The following is a 21382-nucleotide window of genomic DNA, read 5'->3' as shown; positions in this document are numbered from 1 at the left end:
AGTTATTTTAATAATTCAATCAATCCTTGCGCTTGCATTTCCTGCCAAAACCCAGCAGGAATTTCTTTTTGGGCCAGTGCAGCATTAATAGCCACTTTCTCTGGCCGTGTAGTATTTAATGCGATACTTTTTACACCGGAAAAATTTGCAGAAAAACTGAAACAGGCCTCTGCCGGGAGTACATTAAACTGATCACAGATCTGGAAAAATTTATCCCTCCAATCCAAAAGCGCTTTCCCGGTTAAACTGCCTGCTTCAACCGGCTGGTAATTGTAAAAATCTCCGCCTGTTAAAAACCCGCCGTTAAATATGGCCGAGTTAATTACTTTAATATTTTTTTGGTTAAGTTTCTTTATAAATGCAATCAATTCTGCAGGATGCGATTTGATAGTCAAACTATTCGCAATCATCACCCAATCAAGCTCAACATCTTCCGTTATTGCCTGGATAATTTTCCAATCTTTTGCGCCTACCCCAATGGATGAGACTAAACCAGCAGATTTTAATTCGTTCAATGCCATGTAGGCATCAAGAATTTGCTGATAACGTTCTTTATAATCTTCCTGGCTATCGCTTGCAGAAAGGTATTCGTCTGGATCATGCACCGAAACCATTTGCGCCTGATAATTGCCCAGCAGCTTGTTACCTTGTTCAAAACACTTTAATATCCCATCGTAGCTAATCATCTGCACAGCATCATGTTCAATATCCTTCCAAATACCTGCTTCAAATGTAGGTTCGGGGGTTAAAAGCGGTGTTCTGTACCAGCCCAGTTTATTACTGATCACGACTTGCTGAGGATCTACCTTTAAATCTGCTAAACATTTCGCCAGCGACTCTAGCGCGAGGCCTGCCCCGTATTTTCCGGCAGAATCAAAAAATACAACGGGTTTTGATGAGGCCACACATGCCTTTACAACCTCTAGTTTAACACTATAGTCTACCGCCTGATAAAGATTCCCCAAACTACTGGTTCCGAAAATAACCGGAGGCAGGCTTTGGGTTGGCTGTTGGTTTTTATTATCGTTAACCATTTAACTGGAATATATTTTTCATTAACACCCACTTTTCTCCTGGTTTTGCAAAGGGCAGTGCCTGCTGGTATTTCCACATCAGCGTTTCCCACTCCTCTACCCGCGGATTGGAAGCATCCATAAGCGCCTTTTTTTCGAAACTGAAATCGTCGCATGTTTCCATCACCATAAACAAGCGGTTGGAAATGCGGTAGATTTCCATGTCCAGTATGCCCGAATCGGTTATGCTACGCTTAATTTCAGGCCATCCATTAACATGGTAAGCTTCATATTCTGCGATAAGTTTCTCATCATCAACCAGATCAAGGGCCAAACAGTATCTTTTCATTTGTAATTATAAAATTTCGTTAGGTTGATTAATTATATCGTTTCTTGTAATTTTTTGCCCTTTTAAACCAAATAGCATAATCACAGCAAAACAAGCAAGCGGTATATAATATCCATTTTGGATATTGCCTGTTCCATCACTTAAATATCCAAAAAAACGTGGGAGTATTGCACCGCCCACAATTGACATGATAATTAAACTACTGCCCAGTTCAGTATCCTCTTTAAGGTCTTTTATACCCAAAGAGAAGATGGTGGGAAACATAACTGACATAAAAAAGCAGATGCCGATAACAGCATACACCGTTGTGATGCCAGAAGCCATTATGGCAACAAAGCAGAGTAGTATGCTGATAAAAGCATAGGTAACCAGTAAATGGTGGGCCTTAAAAAAGCGCATTAGAAAAGTGGTAAAAAAACGCCCTATCAGAAACGCAAAACCGCATACACCTAAATAATATGTTGCCTCTTTTTCGGTAATACCTGCCGATTTGGTTGCATAAAGAATAAACAGACTAAATACAGATACTTGCGCCCCGACGTAAAAAAACTGTGCAGCTATTGCCCACGACAATTGTTTATGCTTGAAAACACCCCAAAAACTTCGTTTAGTGCGCCCTTCATTATTTGTTCGGATATCTGGCAATTTGATAAAATAGAATATAACAGCCAGTATGACTAATATGCTTCCGAGTACAAAATAGGGTCCCTGTACGGAAGCTGCTTCTGATGCCAGTACTGATTTTCTTGCGGCCAGATCCATCTTTGCAAGTGCACCATCAGACACGCCCTCTACCAATATCAATTTACCTCCAATGATGGGTGCCAGTGAAGCTGCAAGGCCGTTAAAAGACTGGGCAAGGTTTAATCTGAAAGTAGAGGTTTCTGGTTTTCCAACTAGTGTAATATAGGGGTTCGCCGCCGTTTCCAGAATGGTTAGTCCACATGCAATAATAAAAAGTGCAGCCAGAAAAAAATTGTAAGACTGTACCTGAGCGGCAGGTAAAAATAGGTAACACCCGACCGAAAATATCAAAAGGCCGATAATGATTCCGCTTTTATAGCCATATTTTTTCATGATGATACCTGCAGGCAGGGCCATAATGAAATAAGCAATAAAAACAGCCGAATCTACAAGTGTTGCCTGCACAGTAGTAAGGGTAAATGACCGTTTTAAATGCGGAATCAATATTGGATCAAGGTTATGGGCAAATCCCCATAAAAAGAACAGTGAGGTAATCAATATTACCGCCAGTGTGGAGCGCTTCGTTTCCATCAAAGAGGATTAAATATTATGCTGTTATTTTTTAAATTCTATTTTAAATCCTGTTACCAACCAGGTAGGGTAATTTTTTGGCTTTTTGATCACCAGTGAACCATCAGTTTGCGTCCAGTTTAGCTTTTCTTTAGTGCCCAAGAGGGTAACGGAGCTAATCGGTTTATCGAGATATTTAGAATTTTTTCCCAATAATTCCATTTTTATATCCGCTTGTGGAACATTTAAACAAAATGCAAACAGGTCTTTCCCTTTGGTGGTGTATCGGATATCTGCAGATTGGTATTCCCGTGTATCGGTTAAGCCACCAAAATGGCCTTTCGTTTGGTTCGACTTAATGGTAGAAGGACCTTCTCCATATACTTTCCAAGGTCTGGTGGCATAAATTCCTTCTCCATAAATCTTGGTCCATTCGCCTATTTCTGTTACAATTTTAACCACATCAGGCTCCAGATCACCTTCAGGAGTTTGTACAACATTAATTAATAAATTGCCGTTTTTGCTCACAATATCTACTAAAAGCTGTGCAATTTCATTTGCACTTTTGTATCTCTGTCCGGTTCTGTAATACCAATCGCCTATTGAGGTATCGGTTTGCCATGGGAAAGGGCTGATCGAATCAAGCACCCCACGCTCAACATCCTGTGCCCATTTGCCTTCTGATGGCTCTTTAGGAGTATAAACGGCTTCGAGCTTACCTTTATTTTTAGCCATATCCTGATTATAGTAATGTGCGACCATAGTGCGGCCAATTTCTTCAAAAGGAAGTTTACTATCAGAATAAAGTAAATCAGGATGATAATTATCAATGAGTTCCGTTACATTTTCCAGCCATTTTTTTTGCCAGCCCGGATTGTTGGTAATCCATTCTTTAATGTTGCTCGAATCAGCAGGCAAATGATATAGGTCTGAATATTGAGGGTCATGCCCATCGTAAGGGATACCTGCAAATTCGCCGGTTTTATCTGCCCCATGGCTGGGTTGAAACCAGTTGAAACTGGCTGCAAGGTGTTCCGAAACGCCAAAACGGAGCCCTTCTTTTTTAGCCGCCTTTTGCCACAATCCTACCACATCTTTATGGGGGCCCATGTTTACTGAATTCCACCTGTGGATTTTAGAATTCCACAAAAAGAACATATCGTGATGTGAACCCATACTCACAAAATACTTTGCACCAGCTTTTTTGTAAAGGGCCATCAATTGCTCAGGGTTCCATTTTTCTGCCTTCCATAACGGGATGATATCTTTATAACCAAACTTAGAAGGCGTTCCATAATGTGCTACATGATACTTGTTCTGGTCACTGCCCTGGATATACATATTCCGGGCGTACCAATCGCCTTGTCTTGGAACAGCCTGTGGTCCCCAATGCGACCAGATACCAAATTTGGCATCACGGAACCAATCGGGATATTTATACTGTTTTAAGGATTCATCGGTGGGGCTGAATTTACCCTGCTCATGATTAGCTGTGTTTTGCTGCGCTTGTGCATTTAACAACGTGGAAATTGCAATAATGCTTACGAATATTCTTTTTTTCATTTGTGTGATAATTTAAACGCTACTATTCCAGTTTCAATATGTAATGAGTTAAGAACCGGGGGCGGAATATTCAGTAGCAACGACCAAAAGTGTAGTCGGTTGCAAGAACCTGCCTTCCCATACGGTTTTATAATTGGTTATGATCAAAATTAAACATGTTATCCGATCTAATTTTGAATAAATTAGACTTTTTATTGTAAAAATCCGACATTTAGGAAATGATTAAAAGAGTACTGCAAAATACCTTTTCACTACTCAATGTAGATTATGTGAAATTAACGGCAAAATGGAATTACCTAAATGTGATCAGTCCTTATTTCCGGATTTACTATATAGACGATGGAAGTGGTGAGGTATCAGATCAATCGGGGTCTTTAAAGCTTGAGCCTGGATATTTATATATTATTCCCAGCTTTACGCTTTGTAATCTACATTGTAATGGATATTTAAGCCAGTATTTTGTGCAGTTTTTTGAAGAATCTGTAGACGGGACTTCTCTATTTGCGAGAAACCGCAATGTTTCAAAAATTAAGGCTACACAGATGGACATTGACCTTTTTAAGCGACTGCTCGAGATAAACCCCGGCCGTGGCATTAATCGGTCTGATGACCCAAAAATTTATGAGAAAAATATTTTCTACAAAGAATATCAGGAGTTGAACAATATGCAGGGTTTATCCAGTTACCTTGAAACCCAGGGCATACTGCTCCAGTTGATGGGACGTTTGCTCCAACCCCATTTATATCGTAAACATGAGGATCGGCATGCCCCAGCCAAAATAATTGAAACGGTTGGTTATATCCTTGTAAATTTGCAGCAGGAATTGTCTGTAAGCAGTCTTGCCTCCCGTGTTAATCAGCACCCCGATTATTTCTCTCGTTTATTTAAAACTTTTACCGGCCAACGCCCAGTAACCTATATTCTTGAAAAACGGATTGAGCGGGCACAGTATTTATTGGCCACCAGTCGGCTTGCCTATTCAGATATTGCAACACAAACCGGATTTGACAATCTCTCCTACTTTTCAAAATCCTTTAAAAAACTTACAGGCATGTCTCCCAGTGCCTATAAAAAACAGGTTTACATGGTAGGTTTCACATTATAAACACATCATCCCGAGTAACGTAAGGCTTATCCTCCCAAATCTACCTGCTTAATTAAACAATAGCGAGAGGTTTTCGGGCCAATCAGTGGAATCTACTTAAAGCTTTCTTTGCAACTGTTAACATTTGTACCGCTATCTGTTAACATATGTCCCCCCCTAGGAGATCACTAATGGATATTTTTGACTATGAGAAACACTAATCATACAAATCCATAATCATTCTTACACCTATAACTAAAGTCATCCCCTTATGAGCAGCCTCGCTGCAACCGATTGGCTATTCCAAAAAGTTGCTAATACCCCAATTTTATAATAAAAATTAAACTAACCATTAATAAATCACAATTATGAGCACGAAAATTACCAATTTAACGCGGCTTTCAATAGCAGCCAAAATAAGGCTCCTACTATTCTTGTTTGTTTCTTCCAGTGTCTTCCCAGTGATGGCGCAAACGGTTAACATCAAAGGAACTGTAACAGCTGCAGATGGCAACTATCCACTCCCTGGAGTAACAGTAATGGAGAAAGGAAAGCAAAACGGTGTAGTTACTGGCGCCGATGGTTCTTATAGCCTTAATGCTGCTACAAATGCCACGCTAATATTTTCTTCTATAGGATTTGCAAAGACGGAGATACAAGTAAACGGCAAAACGGTTTTGAATGTAAAACTCCAGAGTGACATTAGCGCCCTCAACGAGGTTGTGGTTATAGGTTATGGAACGGCCCGAAAAAAGGATCTGATAGGCTCGGTAAACGTTATAGCAGCCAAGGATGCAGGTGCTAACACCAATACCAGTGCAGCGCAGCTCCTTATTGGTAAGGCGCCTGGCGTACAGGTAACAAATTCAAACGGAACTCCTGGTTCAAACGCCCAGATTATTGTACGCGGTACAGGCTCATTTACCAATGTGGAGCCATTGTATGTAGTTGATGGCATACAGAGCGATGCTAATCTTTTTAATACCATCAATCCGCAGGATATTGATAACATTACTATTTTAAAGGATGCAGCCTCTACAGCCATTTATGGTGTTGCTGCTGCCAATGGTGTGGTTATCGTCACCACTAAAAAAGGTAAAAGCGGTTCGCCACAGGTATTGTTTGACTCGCAGGTTGGTGTCTCTACGGTGCGGAAACAACTTGATCTGCTCAATGCAAGCGATTATGTTAATCTGCTGAAAGACATTGCGGCCAGCACTAATATCGCAGTTCCTGCTAAACTCAATACCCCTTATGTATCTGTTGATCGTACCGATTGGCAAAAAGAGATATTTAGAACAGCCCTATCTACTCAAAATAATGCAACTATAAGCGGTGGCAGCGAAAAGGTAACCTATAACCTGTCTTTAGGTTATTTAACCCAGCAAGCAATTGTTAAAGATTATAACCTAAAAAGATTAAACAGCCGTTTTTCACTTGATGAAAAGCTAGGGCGTTTTCATTTCGGCCAAAGCCTTAATATCCGTTATACCAATACAACAGGGCAAACTGCAAGTATAGGCAACGCGATTACTTATGCACCATACCAGCCAATATATGATCCAGCTATTTTGGGCGGCTACTCCATTCTAACCAATGTTGATGATAACAGTAATGCCATAAATCCACTACAGGCATTGGGTGTTAAAACTCTTTCAAGTAAAGATTTAGTGTTATATCCGCAAATTTTTGGCGAAGTAAACATTATTAAAGGCCTTACATTAAGGTCGCAACTTGCTGGTGTATATGGTAATTCTACGGATGATTCGTATCAGATACCCTATGTTACCTCAAATAACCTGGCTTTTACCCGCCAGGCAGGCCGCGCATTTAACAGTTATTCTAATTATACTTTCGAAAACTACCTTTCTTTTAACCGTGCGTTTGGTAAACATAATATATCGGCAACTGCCGGTACCAGTTACATTGATGCCGGATCGAGCAAATACCTAAGTGTACTGGGTACAGGAATGTTAAACGATAATGTGAAAGATATTGGTGTAGCGCCAACAATAACCAGTCAGGCTAACACATCTGGTTATTATACCCAGTTTGGCCGGGCAATTTCTTATTATGGCCGCTTGGTATATACGTTTAATGACCGTTATACTTTATCAGGAAGTATCCGCCGAGATGGTTCCTCAAACTTTGGTCCTCAAAGCCGTTATGGTAATTTTCCAGGAGTTGGTTTTGCATGGCGGATCAGTGAAGAAAGTTTTGTAAAATCAGCGCTTCCGTTTATCAGCGACGCAAAATTTCGCATAGGCTGGGGTCGTACAGGCAATAACAAGTTTGGTTTAACCACAACACAAGTATTTACTTTTGGAGGTTCACCAACTGGTAATCTGATTTATTCGCTTGGTGAGAATAAAGGATTTGTAAACGGAACAACGGTAATTTCTATTGCAAACCCACAGTTGAGGTGGGAACAAACAGATCAAACTGATATTGGGCTTGACCTTGGTTTCTTGAACAATCAGCTTACTGTAGCCCTCGATTATTATAACCGAAAAAGCAGTGGCTTGCTGGTGGCTATTCCAATACCAACCAGCGTAGGCGTTGGCGGTTTGAGCGGATATAACAGTACCTTAATTACTAATGCTGCAGATGCTCAAAATAAAGGTTTCGAATTTCAGGTTGGCTATCAACGTAAAGGTACTGACTTTAGCTATAATATAAGTGTTAATGGTGCTTATAACCAAAATAAAACATTATCACTGGGTGCCCAATCGCAAACGCCGATAATAGGAGGATATTTTAACAGTTTAAATGGAATCACTTTAACACAGCCAGGAATGCCCATTGGTGCATTTTACGGTTATAATGTAGATCATGTAGCTTCTACCCAGGGACAGATAGACGCGTTAAATGCCGCTGCACGTCAAAAAACAGGCAATCCTAACGCAGTTTATCAGGCTGGATTGTTACCGGGTGACTTTATATTCAAGGATTTGAACAACGATGGTATTGTTGATGATAAAGATCAAAAGATGCTTGGCAGCGCCATTCCTAAGTTTATATATGGTTTTAATGCCGGTGCCTCTTACAAAAACTTTGATCTCAATATTGTTATCTCTGGTGTTCAGGGTGTTCAACTGGTTAACTCGCTTAAATTCAGTACCGAAAATGCTTCAACCGGGCATAATGCATCTACAGCAATCTTAAACAGGTGGAGAAATCCTGGAGATATTGCTGCTTTGCCAAGAGCTGGGCAGAATGTAACGGCAACAGGCAATTTGAGGCCGTCAGACTTTTTTGTTGAGAATGGAGCCTATTTACGTGCACGTAACGTGACCTTAGGTTACACCTTCACCAAAAAGGCTTTGAAAGCCTTCTCAGGTAATGTATTAAGCAATCTTCGGGTGTATGTAGCTGCACAAAATTTATTCACCATTACCGGCTACAAGGGCTACGATCCAGAAATTAGTACACAAACCAATGGTGGAGCAAATGGAGGAGCTGCCGATTATATATTTAATCGCGGAATTGATGATGGGCAGATACCACAGCCACGTACATTTTTGGCAGGTGTACAAGTTGGATTTTAAGGATAAATAATATTAAAGAGATCGTTATGAAAAAATATATAAAATACCTGATTCTTGTAGTTTTAATAATTGCAACCGGAGGATGTAAGAAAAGTTTGGACTTACAAAATAAAAGCGCATACACTTACGATACCTATTTTACAAGTGATGCAGCTATAAATCAGGCTGTGATAGCCAGCTACGCTACTTTATTGCATTCAGGCTTGTGGGCCCGCGAATGGTATTATATTTTTGACTTGCTGGGCTATGATGCAAAAAATGCCCAACCACTCCAGGGTGACCTATTGGCCCTGGCACAGTATAATTTTGCTCCGAACCAACCACAGCTAGAGTCCATGTGGTCTTCACTATACCGGTTAATTATGCGATCGAACGTTGTAATTAACCGTGCCCAGGCATGGGCGCCTGCCAATGCAACCGAACAGGCTAATCAAAAGCAATATATTGCCGAGGCTAAATTTTTGAGAGCTTATGCCTACTTTAACCTGGTTAACCTGTACGGACGTGTACCTTTGCGCAAAGCATATATCCCGCTGCCAACACCAGAAGAAATTAACCTGCCCCGTGCCGCTGTAGCAGATATATGGGCTTTTATTGAACAGGATTTAAAAGACGCACAGACTGATCTTCCTATTTCATATGCGGCAGCCAATTTTGGGCGTACTACCCGGGGTGCTGCGGTTGCATTGCTTGGTAAATCATACCTTTACGAAAAAAAATGGGGAGAAGCTGTTACTGAATTGAGCAAACTGACCCAGGCTCCCTATAACTATGCACTGGCTCCTGTATACAATAACCTGTTTGATGATCCCAATCAGAATAATTCCGCCAGCAATCCGGAGACCATTTTCCAGGTAATGAACCAGGCCTGGACCGATTGGGGTATCGGTAACCAGTATGCCCCATTTGGCGGCCAAGAAACATGGGGTGGGAAAGCAAGCCACTCTGCCCGTGCTCAGGAATATGGTTTTAACGATTGGAATAATGTGTTTATTACCACTACGGCTGTTAAAGCTTTTACCTACACTAACCCACAAACTAATGGTGTTTATGTTGATCCACGCGCGGCTTATACTTTTTATGGAGACGCAGCAAGCGGGGGACAAACTCAATATTGCCAGCAATGCTCAACTGGGCCAGTAGCATTTCCTTATGCAACAGCAGGTTACAAATACTTAAAGTATGAGTACTATAATAAGGTAGCAAGTTATGGTGGTCCACAAAGTGGCATTAACGGGCAGGTAATCCGTTATGCTGATGTGTTACTTATGCTTGCCGAGGCTTATATACAACAGGGTAATACCGGCTCGCAGCCATTGGCACTGATTAACCAAGTGCGTAGCAGGCCAAGTGTTAATGCGCCGCTATATATCAGTTTAGGAAGCCAGTCTCAGGCAATGGCCATACTTATGCGCGAAAGACAATTAGAACTAACCGGAGAACAATCCCGTTATTTTGATCTGATCCGCTGGGGCATCGCAAGGCAGACGATTAATTCGCAAAGACAGGTTGAAGATGGCACGCAACCTTTTTTAGAAAAAAATGTGTTATTGCCTATTCCCTTATCTGAAAAGAACGCAAATCCAAATGTTGGCAAGGATATCAATAATGATTGGAATTAGACAGTACATATTGATTTGCATAACTAACATTGTAAAATAACACTTGCTTCTGTTATTCCGGTTTAATTTCTAAATAGGGTGTCGCAAAAGGACACCCTATTTATTTTAAGCGCTAATGTTTTTGTGCCAATGGTAAAGAAAATTTAAAGGTAGCACCGTTACCGGGCTCACTTTCAACCCAAATCCGGCCACCATGGCGCTCAATGATATCTTTCGATATAAAAAGACCCAAGCCTAATCCTGCCGAACCATCCTTACTTTCCTTCGCCTGGTAAAACTGGCTGAATATATGGCGCTGGTTTTCTTCGCTAATACCGGGGCCAAAATCCTTAATTGAAGTAAGTATCTCTTTATCCTGATGTTGAACCTTTAATTCGATTGTCTTTGCAGCAGGTGCGTATTTAACAGCATTGTTCAGTAAATTCGTCATTACCTGTTCAAGGCGCATCCGATCAGCGTTAACGAAACTTTGTTCCGGCATTTCAATAGTTAAAATATGGTCTGGATGAGCTTGCAAAAAAGATTCTTTCATTTCCCTGATCAGTATGGCCAGGTTAAGGTATTCTATATTGAGTTGTAGTTTCCCCGACTGGATTTTTGAGATATCAAAAAGATCACTAACCAGAACGGTCATTTTCTCTAATTGTCTGATCGCCTTTTCGAGGAGGTTTTTTGCAGCACTTTCACCTGCGCTACGATGGGCCAATTGCAAAAAACCGAAAAGAGAAGTCATCGGTGTTTTTAGTTCATGAGAAGCCATTGCAATGAATTCGTCTTTTTTAGCACTTAGTTCCTGCACCTCTTTAAAAAGCCTGGAATTTTCTATAGCAATAGCGGCTTGGGAGGCTACTGTAAGGACAAGTTCCTCATGCTCTTCTTTAAAAATTGCCTTATCCTGATGGCCGAAAAACAGCCCGCCTATCACCTCACCTGATTTAGTTTTAACTGGAACTGCCAGATAGCTGATCACAGGTAAATGTCCCGAAGGTTTTCCATAATATGGCGCATTTTTACCATAGCGAGAATCCTGGGTGATATCATCCGAGCGTACCACCCCTTCTCCGCTGAAAGTTGGGTGAAATACATCGGTATTACGTGGCATTGGGAAGTTGGCAAAAGCCTCCCTTGGAGCGCCTGATATGGTATACAACCAATAAGACTCCCCTTCCTGGTTGACTTGATTATAAAAGAACGCCCCAAATTCTGCATCGGTAAGCTTTGTAGTCGCATCAGTTACCTGCTGTAATATCTGCTGAAGGTCCAAAGATTCGTTAATGCTCCTGCCCACAGCATTCAACAGTTCCAGGCGTTCCATGTGCTTGGCGATTAACATTTCGGACTCCTTTTGAGCGGTAATATTACGGGCAACCTTGGATGCCCCAATAACAACTCCATCACGGTTTTTAATAGGCGATACGGTTAGTGAAATATTTACCAGGCGTCCATCTTTTGTTTTTCTAATGGTCTGTATGTGGTCTACCTTTTCTCCTCGCCGCAAGCTTGCAATTATGGTTTCTTCTTCACCCAAACGATCAGCAGGGAGCAGTATGGTAATCGGGCGGCCGACAGCCTCTTCTTCCGTATAGCCAAAAATATGCTCTGCTCCTTTATTCCATGTCGTAATAATTCCATCAAGAGTCTTACTGATAATGGCGTCTTCAGAACTTTCTATAATAGCAGCAAGCCTAGATTGTTTTTCCTCGGCCAATTGCTCAAAGGAAACATCATGGACAATTTGCGACGTGCCAATAATTTGTCCGTCTTCGTTTTTGATTGGCGAAATGGATAAGGCAACAGGGATCTGCTTGCCTGAGCGGGTGAGACGAATGGTTTTGTACTGGCTGATACGCTTATTGTTTAAAACCTCCTTCATGATCTTTTCCTTCTCCGAATACTTGTCTTCTGGAATCAGTAGAAAAACAGATTGGCCCAATACCTCTGGTACAGTATAGCCGAACATGCGTTCTGCGGCAGGACTCCAATTGGTTATTCTGAATTCAAGGTCATGACAATATATCGCATCTTGAATGCCTTCGAAAATGGATTGCAGGGTGAAGAAGTCAGGAAGATGAGTTGATTTTATCATAATTGTTGAGAATTATATCCATAGAAAAGACCCATCCAATTTACTTTTTTAATTTAAACAACCATCCATCCTAAATGTTTTTTCCATGTCTCGGTACTCCATATCATTATATTTCCGCTCCAGCCCCTGCACACATCCAAAAAACAGCTACTAGATGATTGTCCAACGCTTACTGTCTTCAAGCCATACACTTGATCTGAAGTTTTTTCCCAAAGTACGCTATTGCTTTTTCTGTTTATTAATTTATCTTTGTAACTAAGATATTTAGATAATGAGATTAAAAATTGATAACGATACGTTGCAGCTCTTCAGAAGGGCAAGCAGGGAATACTCAGATAGATCTATATTTATGCATGAAGCTATTGCCAGAAAAGCAGGGCTCTCAGGTGCAGACCATAAATACTTAGGTATTATCCTTCAGTATAAGGAGCTTACAGCTGGGGAACTTTCAAAACTAACGGGGTTAACCACAGGGGCAGTTACAGGCCTGATAGACCGATTGGAAAAAAAGAAATTGTTAAAAAGACAGTCTACCAAGCTGGACAGGCGAAAGGTCCTGATCATTCCTCATGTAGAAAATAGTCTGAAATTGTTACAGCCTTTTTTCACAGAACTACAACAGAAGACAGAAAAGCTGATCTCTACTTTCACCAGTGAAGAAATACAAACTATCCAGCGCTACTTTACGGAGGCTTCGTCTATAATGAAGGAAACGGCTGATAAATTAAATAATGAAAAAAATGACTAAAATGGAAAATATAACAACAGGTTACCTGCATCGTGCTGAGATATGGGTTTGTGTTACTACATTGATCTACTTTTTAATGAATGGGGCACAGATTTTTGAAACATTGGTTTTTGTTCCCAAATGGGTTTCCTCCCCTCCAGATAATTTTAAGTTGCTGTCTGATGGCCAAGGAACAAGTCTAAAAGTGTTCTGGATAGTTTTTCATTCATTGCATGAGCTTACATTTATTCTTGCGATTATCTTTTGCTGGAAAATTGATCCGGTAAGAAATTGGCTCCTTGTTTTGTTCGCCATCCATTTTATGGTCCGCGTTTGGACACTTTCATACTTCGCTCCTAATATCATCGACTTTCAAAAAATAGCGAATGCGCCTGGCTTAGCAAAAGACCTAACTAAAAGGGTTTCGCTATGGCAAACCCTCAACTACCTTAGGGTAGCAATATTTATGATGGTCTCGCTAGGTCTTATCCCATTGTTCATAAAACTGTTCAATATGCAAAAGGGATAAGTCTTTTTCGCGGATCGCAATACAAGATCATACAAAGAAAAATCGTTATTTTTATATAAAGATATTAAGATAGTTTTTTCAGTTTTTTTGTGATTAGGCATATCAGAGCAAATCAAAAACAACATATCCCTAAGGAAAAATCGAACCACTGAAATTTGCACCTAAAGCCATCTCCGGCTCATCTTCAATCAAAATCCCCTTAAAACACCGATTTTTTTATCTGATAAACAGCGATTTAGAACATAAAAAAAAAAGGAAACAACCGATTAGAGTTGTTTCCTTAAGTACCCGGAGCCGGAGTCGAACCGGCACGGTTTCCCACAGGTGTTTGAGACCAGCGCGTCTACCAATTCCGCCATCCGGGCATTCTTGTTGGACGGGGTTGCAAATGTAGATAATGAAACTTGAAATGCAAAAAATATTTTAAAATAACCTGCAACTGGCTTATAGTTTGTTGCTTGCATTTTCAGGCCGTTCATCTTTCAGCTTCCTATCTACAATAAAAGGGGCAAAAGGTAGTAGAGAAGCCACAAAAATAAGGACTGTTTTGCCAAATTTCCATTTTTGTTCCTGCCAGGCCAGCACTAAAGTAGCGGCATAGAGTACAAATAACAAACCATGTGCCCAGCCGGTATACTTTACATATAGCGGCATGTTGGCAAAATATTTTAACGGCATAGCTACAAATAATAAAAGCAGATAGGATATACCTTCTGCCACAGCCACTTTGCGAAAAATTGAAAGAGAACTATTCATTGATGCGATTGTTTTTTCCGAAAGTAGAATAAAGCTTCTGCCTATCAAAAACTAAAAAATGATTTTACAATTGGGTGTTCATATTTTTTGTCACAGAAAAATGCAATGCAAGATCTGAAATAAATTCAGGATGATGATCGGAATGGAATGTTATACGTTAGTGCAAAGAACTTATTTCACCATTCATTTTTCATTTCCTATTTCTTATTGCTTGGGTAAACGCTCTCTTATTCTGCTAATGTATTTTTGCCTATAAAAAATATCTTTAATCAAAGGTAATGTTTGATCAGATTCTGATGGATTTTCATCAAATTTTTTAACCAGTTCGCTTAACTCATCATTCAATTGTTTTTCAATCGAATCTACATCACTATTTACTTGAAGTAATTTTTCAATATCTGGCTCAAATTCCAAATCCATTAAGGCCTCATTTACATCCATCATTTCCATCAAAAAAGATTGTGGCAGTTGGTAGGCTTCATCAGTTTCTACAATCCCTTTTAATTCGAGCACGTATTTTAAGCGTTTTTTAGCATTGCTTAATGTTTGATAGGCCTTGTTGTTCAATGTCGACAGATCGAGCACTTCTTGTTGCTTCTCTTCGCTTTCATTGGCATAAAAATCGGGATGAAACTGCTTACTAAATGCATAAAATTTTGTTTTAACCACATTTTGATCTGGATTAAACTGGATCGGTAACCCGTAAAAATCGAAATAATTGGTCGCTGGTTTCGCTTCGCTCATGATGTATAAAAATTAAAAAGCCGCGGATGTTCAGATTGACTCGTCAAATCTGCGCATCTGCGGCAATTATATAAATTTGGTTTTACTTACCGAAAGATTTTAGAATATCATTACCAAAAGCAAACACCATTAAACAGATCAAGATTACAAAGCCAACAATTTGTGCCTTCTCAAGCACTTTTTCACTTACAGGCTTACGTTGTACCATCTCAATTAAAAGAAACACCACATGGCCTCCATCTAAGCCTGGAATAGGCAATAAATTCATAAATGCCAATGCCATCGAAATTAACCCCGTTAAAGTCCAGAATTTAACCCAATCGAAAGTGCTTCCATATACCTTGGCAATTCCAATCGGACTGCTGATATTACGCGCACTTAACTTCCCGGTTATCATCTTCCCAATACCTTTTGCATTATCTACAAAAGTGCTCCACGCCATGGTTGCTCCAACTGGAAGTGATTGTATAAAGCCAAAATCTACGTGCGCGCTTGGAAGTTCTTTAGAATTAGCAGCTACACCGATTGTGCCATTATCTGCAACTTTTGGCGTAAAAGTGATCGGCTTACCATTCCTAAGTGCAGAAATAGTAATTGTTTTATTTTTATTACCTGAAACCTCACTAACAAATTCGTCGTAAAAAGTAATTGCTTTATTATTTACGGTTAAAACACTGTCGCCAGGCTTAATTCCAGCCACATAAGCAGGATAAACAGGCTTTTCCCATTTTTTCCCAAATAAACCTGCAATACGATCAAAAAATGATGGCTTATCCCCGTTTTTATCCGGAGCAATTACCATTTTAATGCTGGCCATCTTAACACGGGGCGCAATAAAATTCTCTTTATCGTTTTTCGATATTTTATTCAAAATGGTATCTGGAACCGAAATATATAAGGTTTTATTATTCCTTAAAATGGTTAATTGAGCGCCATCAAATAATACCTTGCTAGAGATAACATCTTCGAATTTGATCAGCTTACTACCATTCACTGCTAAAATCCGATCACCGTTCTTCAGCCCGATTTCTTTACCGATATTTCCCACAGCAATACCATCGGTTAATTTGTCGTTAACGGTGTAATTTTGTCCGTATGTGAATGTAAGCATCCAAAAAATGATAATACCTACAATTACATTTACGATAATGCCGCCTAGCATTACGATTAAACGCTGCCAGGCCGGTTTAGAACGGAATTCCCAAGGTTGTGCAGGCTGAGCCATTTGCTCAGTATCCATACTCTCATCAATCATTCCGGCAATTTTTACATAACCGCCAAGTGGCAACCAGCCCACTCCATATTCAACATCGCCTTTTTTGAAGCTAAAAAGTTTGAACCCCCATGCATCAAAAAATAAATAAAACTTTTCTACTTTAATACCAAATGCTCTGGCTGCCAAGAAATGCCCTAATTCGTGTAATATTACCAATAAAGACAATCCGAGCAGCAGCTGCCCCGCCATAATCAATCCATTCATATTCGCTTATAAAATTTTTATATTAGATGTTAAACTATACTTTTTGTTACTAATTCGCCGGCTAAGATACGGCTATGTTTGTCAGTTTCTAAATAATCACTCAATTGTGGCTTTTCAACAAAGCGAACCTCCTCCATACATTGCTCAATTACTTCGCTCATTTGCAGGAAACCAATTTTATCTTTCAAAAATGCCGCTACAACAATTTCATTCGCCGCATTTAAAATACAGGGCATATTGCCTCCTTTTCGCAATGAAGTAAATGCCAGATCCAAATTCCTGAAGGTTTCCATATCTGCTTTCAAGAAGTTAAAGTTTGGATATTCCAAGAAGTTAAAACGCTTAAAATTGTTTTTTAGCCTATCGGGATAATTTAAGGCATACTGAATAGGCAGTTTCATATCCGGAACACCCATCTGTGCTTTCATAGATCCATCGGTAAACTGAACGATGGAGTGAATAATAGATTGTGGATGCACGATGACATCAATCTGATCTACATTGAGGTTAAACAACCACTTCGCTTCAATTACCTCTAAACCTTTATTCATCAGAGATGCAGAATCGATGGTGATTTTTGCGCCCATTACCCAATTGGGGTGTTTTAAAGCCTGCTCTTTTTTTACTGTTGATAAGAAATCTTTTGTTTTGCCTAAGAATGGTCCGCCGGATGCCGTTAAATAAATTTTCTCAATCTCATTTTGCTCCTCACCAACCAAACATTGAAATATGGCCGAATGCTCCGAATCAACCGGTAAAATTTTAACCTGGTGTTCAGTTGCCAATTGTGTAATCAATTCGCCTGCAACCACCAAAGTTTCTTTGTTGGCTAGAGCAATATTTTTCCCTGCTTTTATGGCAGCAATGGTAGGTCTTAATCCTACGGAGCCCATTAATGCCGTTAATACCACATCGCTATCGTTATAAGCAGCAACTTCTGATAAAGCAGCCTCTCCGGCTAAAACGCTAATATCAAGTCCAAACAAAGCATCCTTAACTTCGTTGTACTTGCTTTCATCACAGATTACTACTGCATCAGGTTTAAACTCTCTCGCCTGCTGGATAAGCAACTCTGAGTTCTTTAATGCAGATAATACAGCCACTTTGAATATTTCAGGATGATCCCTGACAACCTCTAGCGCTTGTGTACCTATACTTCCTGTAGAACCTAATATGGTTATTCTTTTCAAATCGTTTTTAATATCGTGATGCTTAAAATTTAATTAAGCATTTTTTGTTCACTCCTAATTATAGCTCCGTCATTGCGAAGCTGGGCCTGAGCGAGCTGAAGCAATCTTATTAAACAATATACCTCTCCAATCCATCAGCCAGTTTCCTATCATTGCTTAAACGTGGCACTTTGTTCTGCCCGCCCAGTTTCCCTTCACTTTTCATATAATTTACAAAAGCATCTTTTTGCAAAGTACGTATAATCAATGGCTGAAGGATATTTCCTTCAATCAGGTCAAAGTAATAAATATTTTTCTTTTGCAAAGCCTTATCAACCTTTTTACTAAACGCAGCCATATCTTTCGGAGCAGACGAAAATTCTACAAACCATTCGTGGTAAGGCAATTGGCCAGCCTCCGGATTAACCTGAGGTGCTACTGTAAATTCTGTAATTTCTACTTGTTCTTCATTGGCCACACTCAAAATTGCCTGTTCTACCTCTTCTCCTATTACGTGTTCGCCGAAGGCAGAAATGAAATGTTTTATTCGTCCCGTTACCACGATTTTGTAAGGGTTTTTCGAAACAAACTTAACGGTATCGCCAATACTGTATCCCCATAAACCGGCATTGGTATTCAAAATCAATGCATAGTTGGTATCTAGTTCAACCTCGCCAAGTGATAATCTCGTTGGATTATCATTATAATATTCATCGGCCGGAACAAATTCGTAGAAAATACCAGCATCAGCCAATAACAATAAACCTTTATCTTTTTGCGAATCCTGATAAGCAATAAATCCTTCTGAAGCTGGATAAGTTTCAATGGCGTCAATTTTTTTCCCGATGCTTTGCTCAATTTTTGCTCTATAAGGCTCGAAATTTACACCACCATAAATAAACAGGCTAAAATTCTTGAATATTTCAGCGATTTTCTTCCCACCTGATTGCTCTGAAAGTTTATCGAAATACATTTGTACCCAAGGTGGAATACCTGAAATCAAGGTCATGTTTTCATTGATGGTCTCCTCAACAATGGCATCAACTTTTTGTTCCCAATCTTCGATGATATTGGTTTCGTAAGAAGGCAATCGGTTCTTTTGCAGATAAGCTGGAACGTGGTGAGCCACAATACCCGATAAACGCCCCACATTGATCCCATGTTTTACACTCAAAACCGGACTCCCTTGCAGAAAGATCATCTTTCCATTTACAAAACCGGCCTTACCTGTCTCATTAATATATGTTAAAATGGCGTTTCGGGCAGCTTTTATGTGCTCGGGCATCGATTCTTTAGAAAGTGGAATATATTTTACGCCCGAAGTGGTGCCTGATGTCTTAGCAAAATAAAGAGGCTTACCCTTCCAAAGTACGTCGGCTTCGCCCGCTACAACACGATCTACATAGGGCTTTAAGCCTTCGTAATCCTGAACTGGAACATGTTTTTTAAAATCAGCATAAGTTTTAATGTCGGCAAAATGATGGTCTTTCCCAAAAGCAGTATTTTTAGCCTCGTCAATTAGCTTTTTCAAGATATTATGCTGAGCATTTACAGCATTATTTTTCCATTTGTTAATCTGCCAAACTGCAAATGCTGCAAAGGGTTTACTTAATGCTGCTTTTAATCCCATGTTTAATGATTGAATTTGGAATAACTTAATGGCAAATATCGAGGCTTAAACGATATTATGTAAAATATCCGGATGCTCGTCTCCTTTATATTCGCTCGAAATTTTGCGGTATGCAACGGTTAAAGCTACGCTGGAAAGCGGAACAATGATAAATGAACTTAAAATATTTACAATAAAAGCAATTAACGGCCATTGTAGGTAGTTTAAAAGCAGATAAATTAAATATCCTCCTCCTAAAACAACCAATAACAACAAAATCTTAGTAAAATTTCCTTTAGTAGTGGCCAAACTCAATTTGATCGAATCGAATGGCGTTGCACCTTTATCAATAATAAAAAATGGAAAAAATGAGATCCTTAACCAGGTGATAAAAATGGCAATAATGCCCACAGAGATGGCTACGTTTTTTACAATTTTGACATTAATTCCGGTATAGATAAAAGGAAAAGCAACCAAGATTACAACTAAATAAACACCAAGGATACAACCTACAAAATAAAGGGTAGCTATCAGGAACCTAATAATCTGTTGCCTGGTTGGAAGCGTATCAACAATTTTCACATCACTTTCTTCATCGTCCATTAAATGGAAAATATATTTAAACAGCGAAAGATTAATGGTAAAATAAAGCAAAACAAAAATAATCACCATGATAACGCTTAAAGCTTTGCTCACATCTTTAATAAAAAAGGCCATTAAGCTTGATGCACTAGCGGTGATAAACATTAAAAAACATAATGTAGCAATCGAGAAATAGTGCTTTTTGGTAATGCCCCATGCTTTTTGCATTACATCGTTAACGGCGAACGTACTTTCTTTTAGATAATTTATCATTGTTGTTTGAATACCACACGTTTAAATAAATCCTGCATAAATCCTAAACCGTAGGCGGTTAATTGGATAAATGAAGATATAATGCTCAAAAATGCAACTTTTAACGATTTATTTACAGACCATGAATGAAAAAATATCAACATAAAGTAAATCAATAAGAAGAAGTTACAAACATATGCCAATGGAGGATATATAAAGTTACATAAAATAGTAAAGCCAAAACCCAATGTGAACAAAGCAGGAAAAAAGTGCACAGGTTTTAATTCTTTTGGGAAATGTTTGTAAATATTGATCCTGGCCCTTCCAAAAAAGTGCAACTGTTTGTAAAACTGGCTGAAGCTTGTACGGCGTTTATGGTAAACCTTAGCCTCTGGAATTAAGCCGATCTTAAAACCGTTTTCATGAATACGGATACTGTATTCTATATCCTCTCCCAACCGGGTTAAAATAAAGCCACCTACCTTCTCCCAGGCCTGACGTGAAACGCCCATATTAAAACTGCGCGGGTGAAATTGCCCAACATGTTGTTTGTTCCCGCGGATCCCACCGGTAGTAAAAGGCGAAGTCATGGCATAGCTGATTGCTTTTTGTACGGGCGTAAAACTATCGTGTGCCGCATCCGGACCTCCATAAGCATCTAAATGATGTTCATATAGATAGTTTTTAACAATTTCAAGATAATCGGCCGGAACGAGAATATCTGAATCAAAAATGATAAAATAATCTCCCTTAGCCCTTTCAAAACCAAAATTACGGGCAAAACCTTGTCCCGCATTTTCCTTGAAGTAATATTTGATATCCAGTTTATCTGCATAAGAGGCAACAATTGCCTTTGCATCGTTTTTCGAACCATCTTCAATAACCAAAACCTCAAACTGTAAATAAGTCTGCTTGGTCAAGGTATTTAAAAGTTCGTCAATTTCTTGAGGACGATTATAAAGTGGAATGATGATGGAGAAAAACATGTCTTGAAGCTGAAAGCGGAAAGACTAA

At 39.5% G+C, this 21382-nt stretch carries 17 protein-coding genes and 1 tRNA gene; 5 read left to right on the top strand and 13 right to left on the bottom strand.

Features of this window, described 5'->3' with window-relative positions; genetic code table 11:
• Positions 1–2 precede the first annotated feature (2 nt).
• Genes FHT21_RS04185 through FHT21_RS04170 form a run of 4 tightly spaced genes read right to left on the bottom strand, consistent with a single transcriptional unit; the run spans position 3 to position 4179 of the window.
• On the bottom strand, positions 3–1034 hold the full coding sequence (locus FHT21_RS04185) for an aldo/keto reductase (RefSeq protein ID WP_167293508.1): 1032 nt from the start codon (positions 1032–1034) through the stop codon (positions 3–5).
• The gene (locus FHT21_RS04180) at positions 1027–1362 is read right to left on the bottom strand and encodes an L-rhamnose mutarotase (RefSeq protein WP_167293507.1); all 336 of its coding nucleotides are present in this window, start codon (positions 1360–1362) and stop codon (positions 1027–1029) included. Before FHT21_RS04180 ends, FHT21_RS04185 begins: the two co-directional genes overlap by 8 nt.
• Before the next feature lie 6 nt (positions 1363–1368).
• Positions 1369–2637, bottom strand: a complete 1269-nt coding sequence (gene fucP / locus FHT21_RS04175; RefSeq protein WP_317169939.1) for an L-fucose:H+ symporter permease — start codon at positions 2635–2637, stop codon at positions 1369–1371.
• Positions 2638–2661: 24 nt separating this feature from the next.
• The gene (locus tag FHT21_RS04170; protein ID WP_167293505.1) at positions 2662–4179 is read right to left on the bottom strand and encodes an alpha-L-fucosidase; all 1518 of its coding nucleotides are present in this window, start codon (positions 4177–4179) and stop codon (positions 2662–2664) included.
• Between the two features lie 218 nt (positions 4180–4397).
• Here FHT21_RS04170 and FHT21_RS04165 point away from each other — a divergent pair, with 218 nt between their 5' ends.
• From FHT21_RS04165 to FHT21_RS04155, 3 genes are all read left to right on the top strand, one after another.
• Positions 4398–5285 carry an AraC family transcriptional regulator gene (locus tag FHT21_RS04165; RefSeq protein ID WP_167293504.1) on the top strand — a complete coding sequence of 296 codons (888 nt, stop codon included), beginning with the start codon at positions 4398–4400 and terminating at the stop codon, positions 5283–5285.
• A gap of 347 nt (positions 5286–5632) precedes the next feature.
• The gene (locus FHT21_RS04160; RefSeq protein WP_167293503.1) at positions 5633–8812 is read left to right on the top strand and encodes a TonB-dependent receptor; all 3180 of its coding nucleotides are present in this window, start codon (positions 5633–5635) and stop codon (positions 8810–8812) included.
• Between the two features lie 26 nt (positions 8813–8838).
• On the top strand, positions 8839–10434 hold the full coding sequence (locus FHT21_RS04155) for a RagB/SusD family nutrient uptake outer membrane protein (RefSeq protein WP_167293502.1): 1596 nt from the start codon (positions 8839–8841) through the stop codon (positions 10432–10434).
• A 112-nt stretch (positions 10435–10546) separates the two neighbouring features.
• Here FHT21_RS04155 and FHT21_RS04150 read toward each other — a convergent pair whose 3' ends face one another.
• A complete protein-coding gene (locus tag FHT21_RS04150; protein ID WP_167293501.1) occupies positions 10547–12520 on the bottom strand; it encodes a PAS domain S-box protein in 1974 nt (657 codons plus the stop codon).
• A gap of 271 nt (positions 12521–12791) precedes the next feature.
• Here FHT21_RS04150 and FHT21_RS04145 point away from each other — a divergent pair, with 271 nt between their 5' ends.
• Together FHT21_RS04145 and FHT21_RS04140 are read left to right on the top strand one after the other, a co-directional pair.
• Positions 12792–13268, top strand: coding sequence for a MarR family transcriptional regulator (locus FHT21_RS04145; RefSeq protein ID WP_167293500.1), 477 nt, complete (start codon positions 12792–12794; stop codon positions 13266–13268).
• Between the two features lies 1 nt (position 13269).
• Positions 13270–13776 (top strand): transposase, encoded by a 507-nt coding sequence (locus FHT21_RS04140; protein WP_167293499.1) that lies wholly within the window; start codon positions 13270–13272, stop codon positions 13774–13776.
• A gap of 285 nt (positions 13777–14061) precedes the next feature.
• Here FHT21_RS04140 and FHT21_RS04135 read toward each other — a convergent pair.
• The 8 genes from FHT21_RS04135 to FHT21_RS04100 form a co-directional block, all read right to left on the bottom strand.
• Positions 14062–14141 (bottom strand) — tRNA-Leu (locus FHT21_RS04135).
• 79 nt (positions 14142–14220) lie between these two features.
• Complete coding sequence (locus FHT21_RS04130; RefSeq protein WP_167293498.1) at positions 14221–14532, bottom strand: DUF3817 domain-containing protein; 312 nt, start codon at positions 14530–14532, stop codon at positions 14221–14223.
• 204 nt (positions 14533–14736) lie between these two features.
• Entirely contained in the window at positions 14737–15276 is a 540-nt protein-coding gene (gene hscB, locus FHT21_RS04125) for a Fe-S protein assembly co-chaperone HscB (protein ID WP_167293497.1), read from the bottom strand.
• Between the two features lie 82 nt (positions 15277–15358).
• The gene (gene rseP, locus FHT21_RS04120; protein ID WP_167293496.1) at positions 15359–16756 is read right to left on the bottom strand and encodes an RIP metalloprotease RseP; all 1398 of its coding nucleotides are present in this window, start codon (positions 16754–16756) and stop codon (positions 15359–15361) included.
• Between the two features lie 29 nt (positions 16757–16785).
• Positions 16786–17946, bottom strand: coding sequence for a 1-deoxy-D-xylulose-5-phosphate reductoisomerase (locus FHT21_RS04115; protein WP_190328018.1), 1161 nt, complete (start codon positions 17944–17946; stop codon positions 16786–16788).
• 109 nt (positions 17947–18055) lie between these two features.
• A complete protein-coding gene (locus tag FHT21_RS04110) occupies positions 18056–19555 on the bottom strand; it encodes a GH3 auxin-responsive promoter family protein (protein ID WP_167293495.1) in 1500 nt (499 codons plus the stop codon).
• Positions 19556–19600: 45 nt separating this feature from the next.
• Complete coding sequence (locus tag FHT21_RS04105; protein WP_167293494.1) at positions 19601–20389, bottom strand: hypothetical protein; 789 nt, start codon at positions 20387–20389, stop codon at positions 19601–19603.
• Positions 20386–21354, bottom strand: coding sequence for a glycosyltransferase (locus FHT21_RS04100; RefSeq protein ID WP_167293493.1), 969 nt, complete (start codon positions 21352–21354; stop codon positions 20386–20388). Before FHT21_RS04100 ends, FHT21_RS04105 begins: the two co-directional genes overlap by 4 nt.
• Between the last annotated feature and the right edge of the window lie 28 nt (positions 21355–21382).

Source organism: Pedobacter sp. SG908, assembly GCF_011759615.1.
GTDB classification, from domain to species: Bacteria; Bacteroidota; Bacteroidia; order Sphingobacteriales; family Sphingobacteriaceae; genus Pedobacter; species Pedobacter riviphilus.
This window is presented reverse-complemented; position numbering and strand designations above follow the sequence as displayed.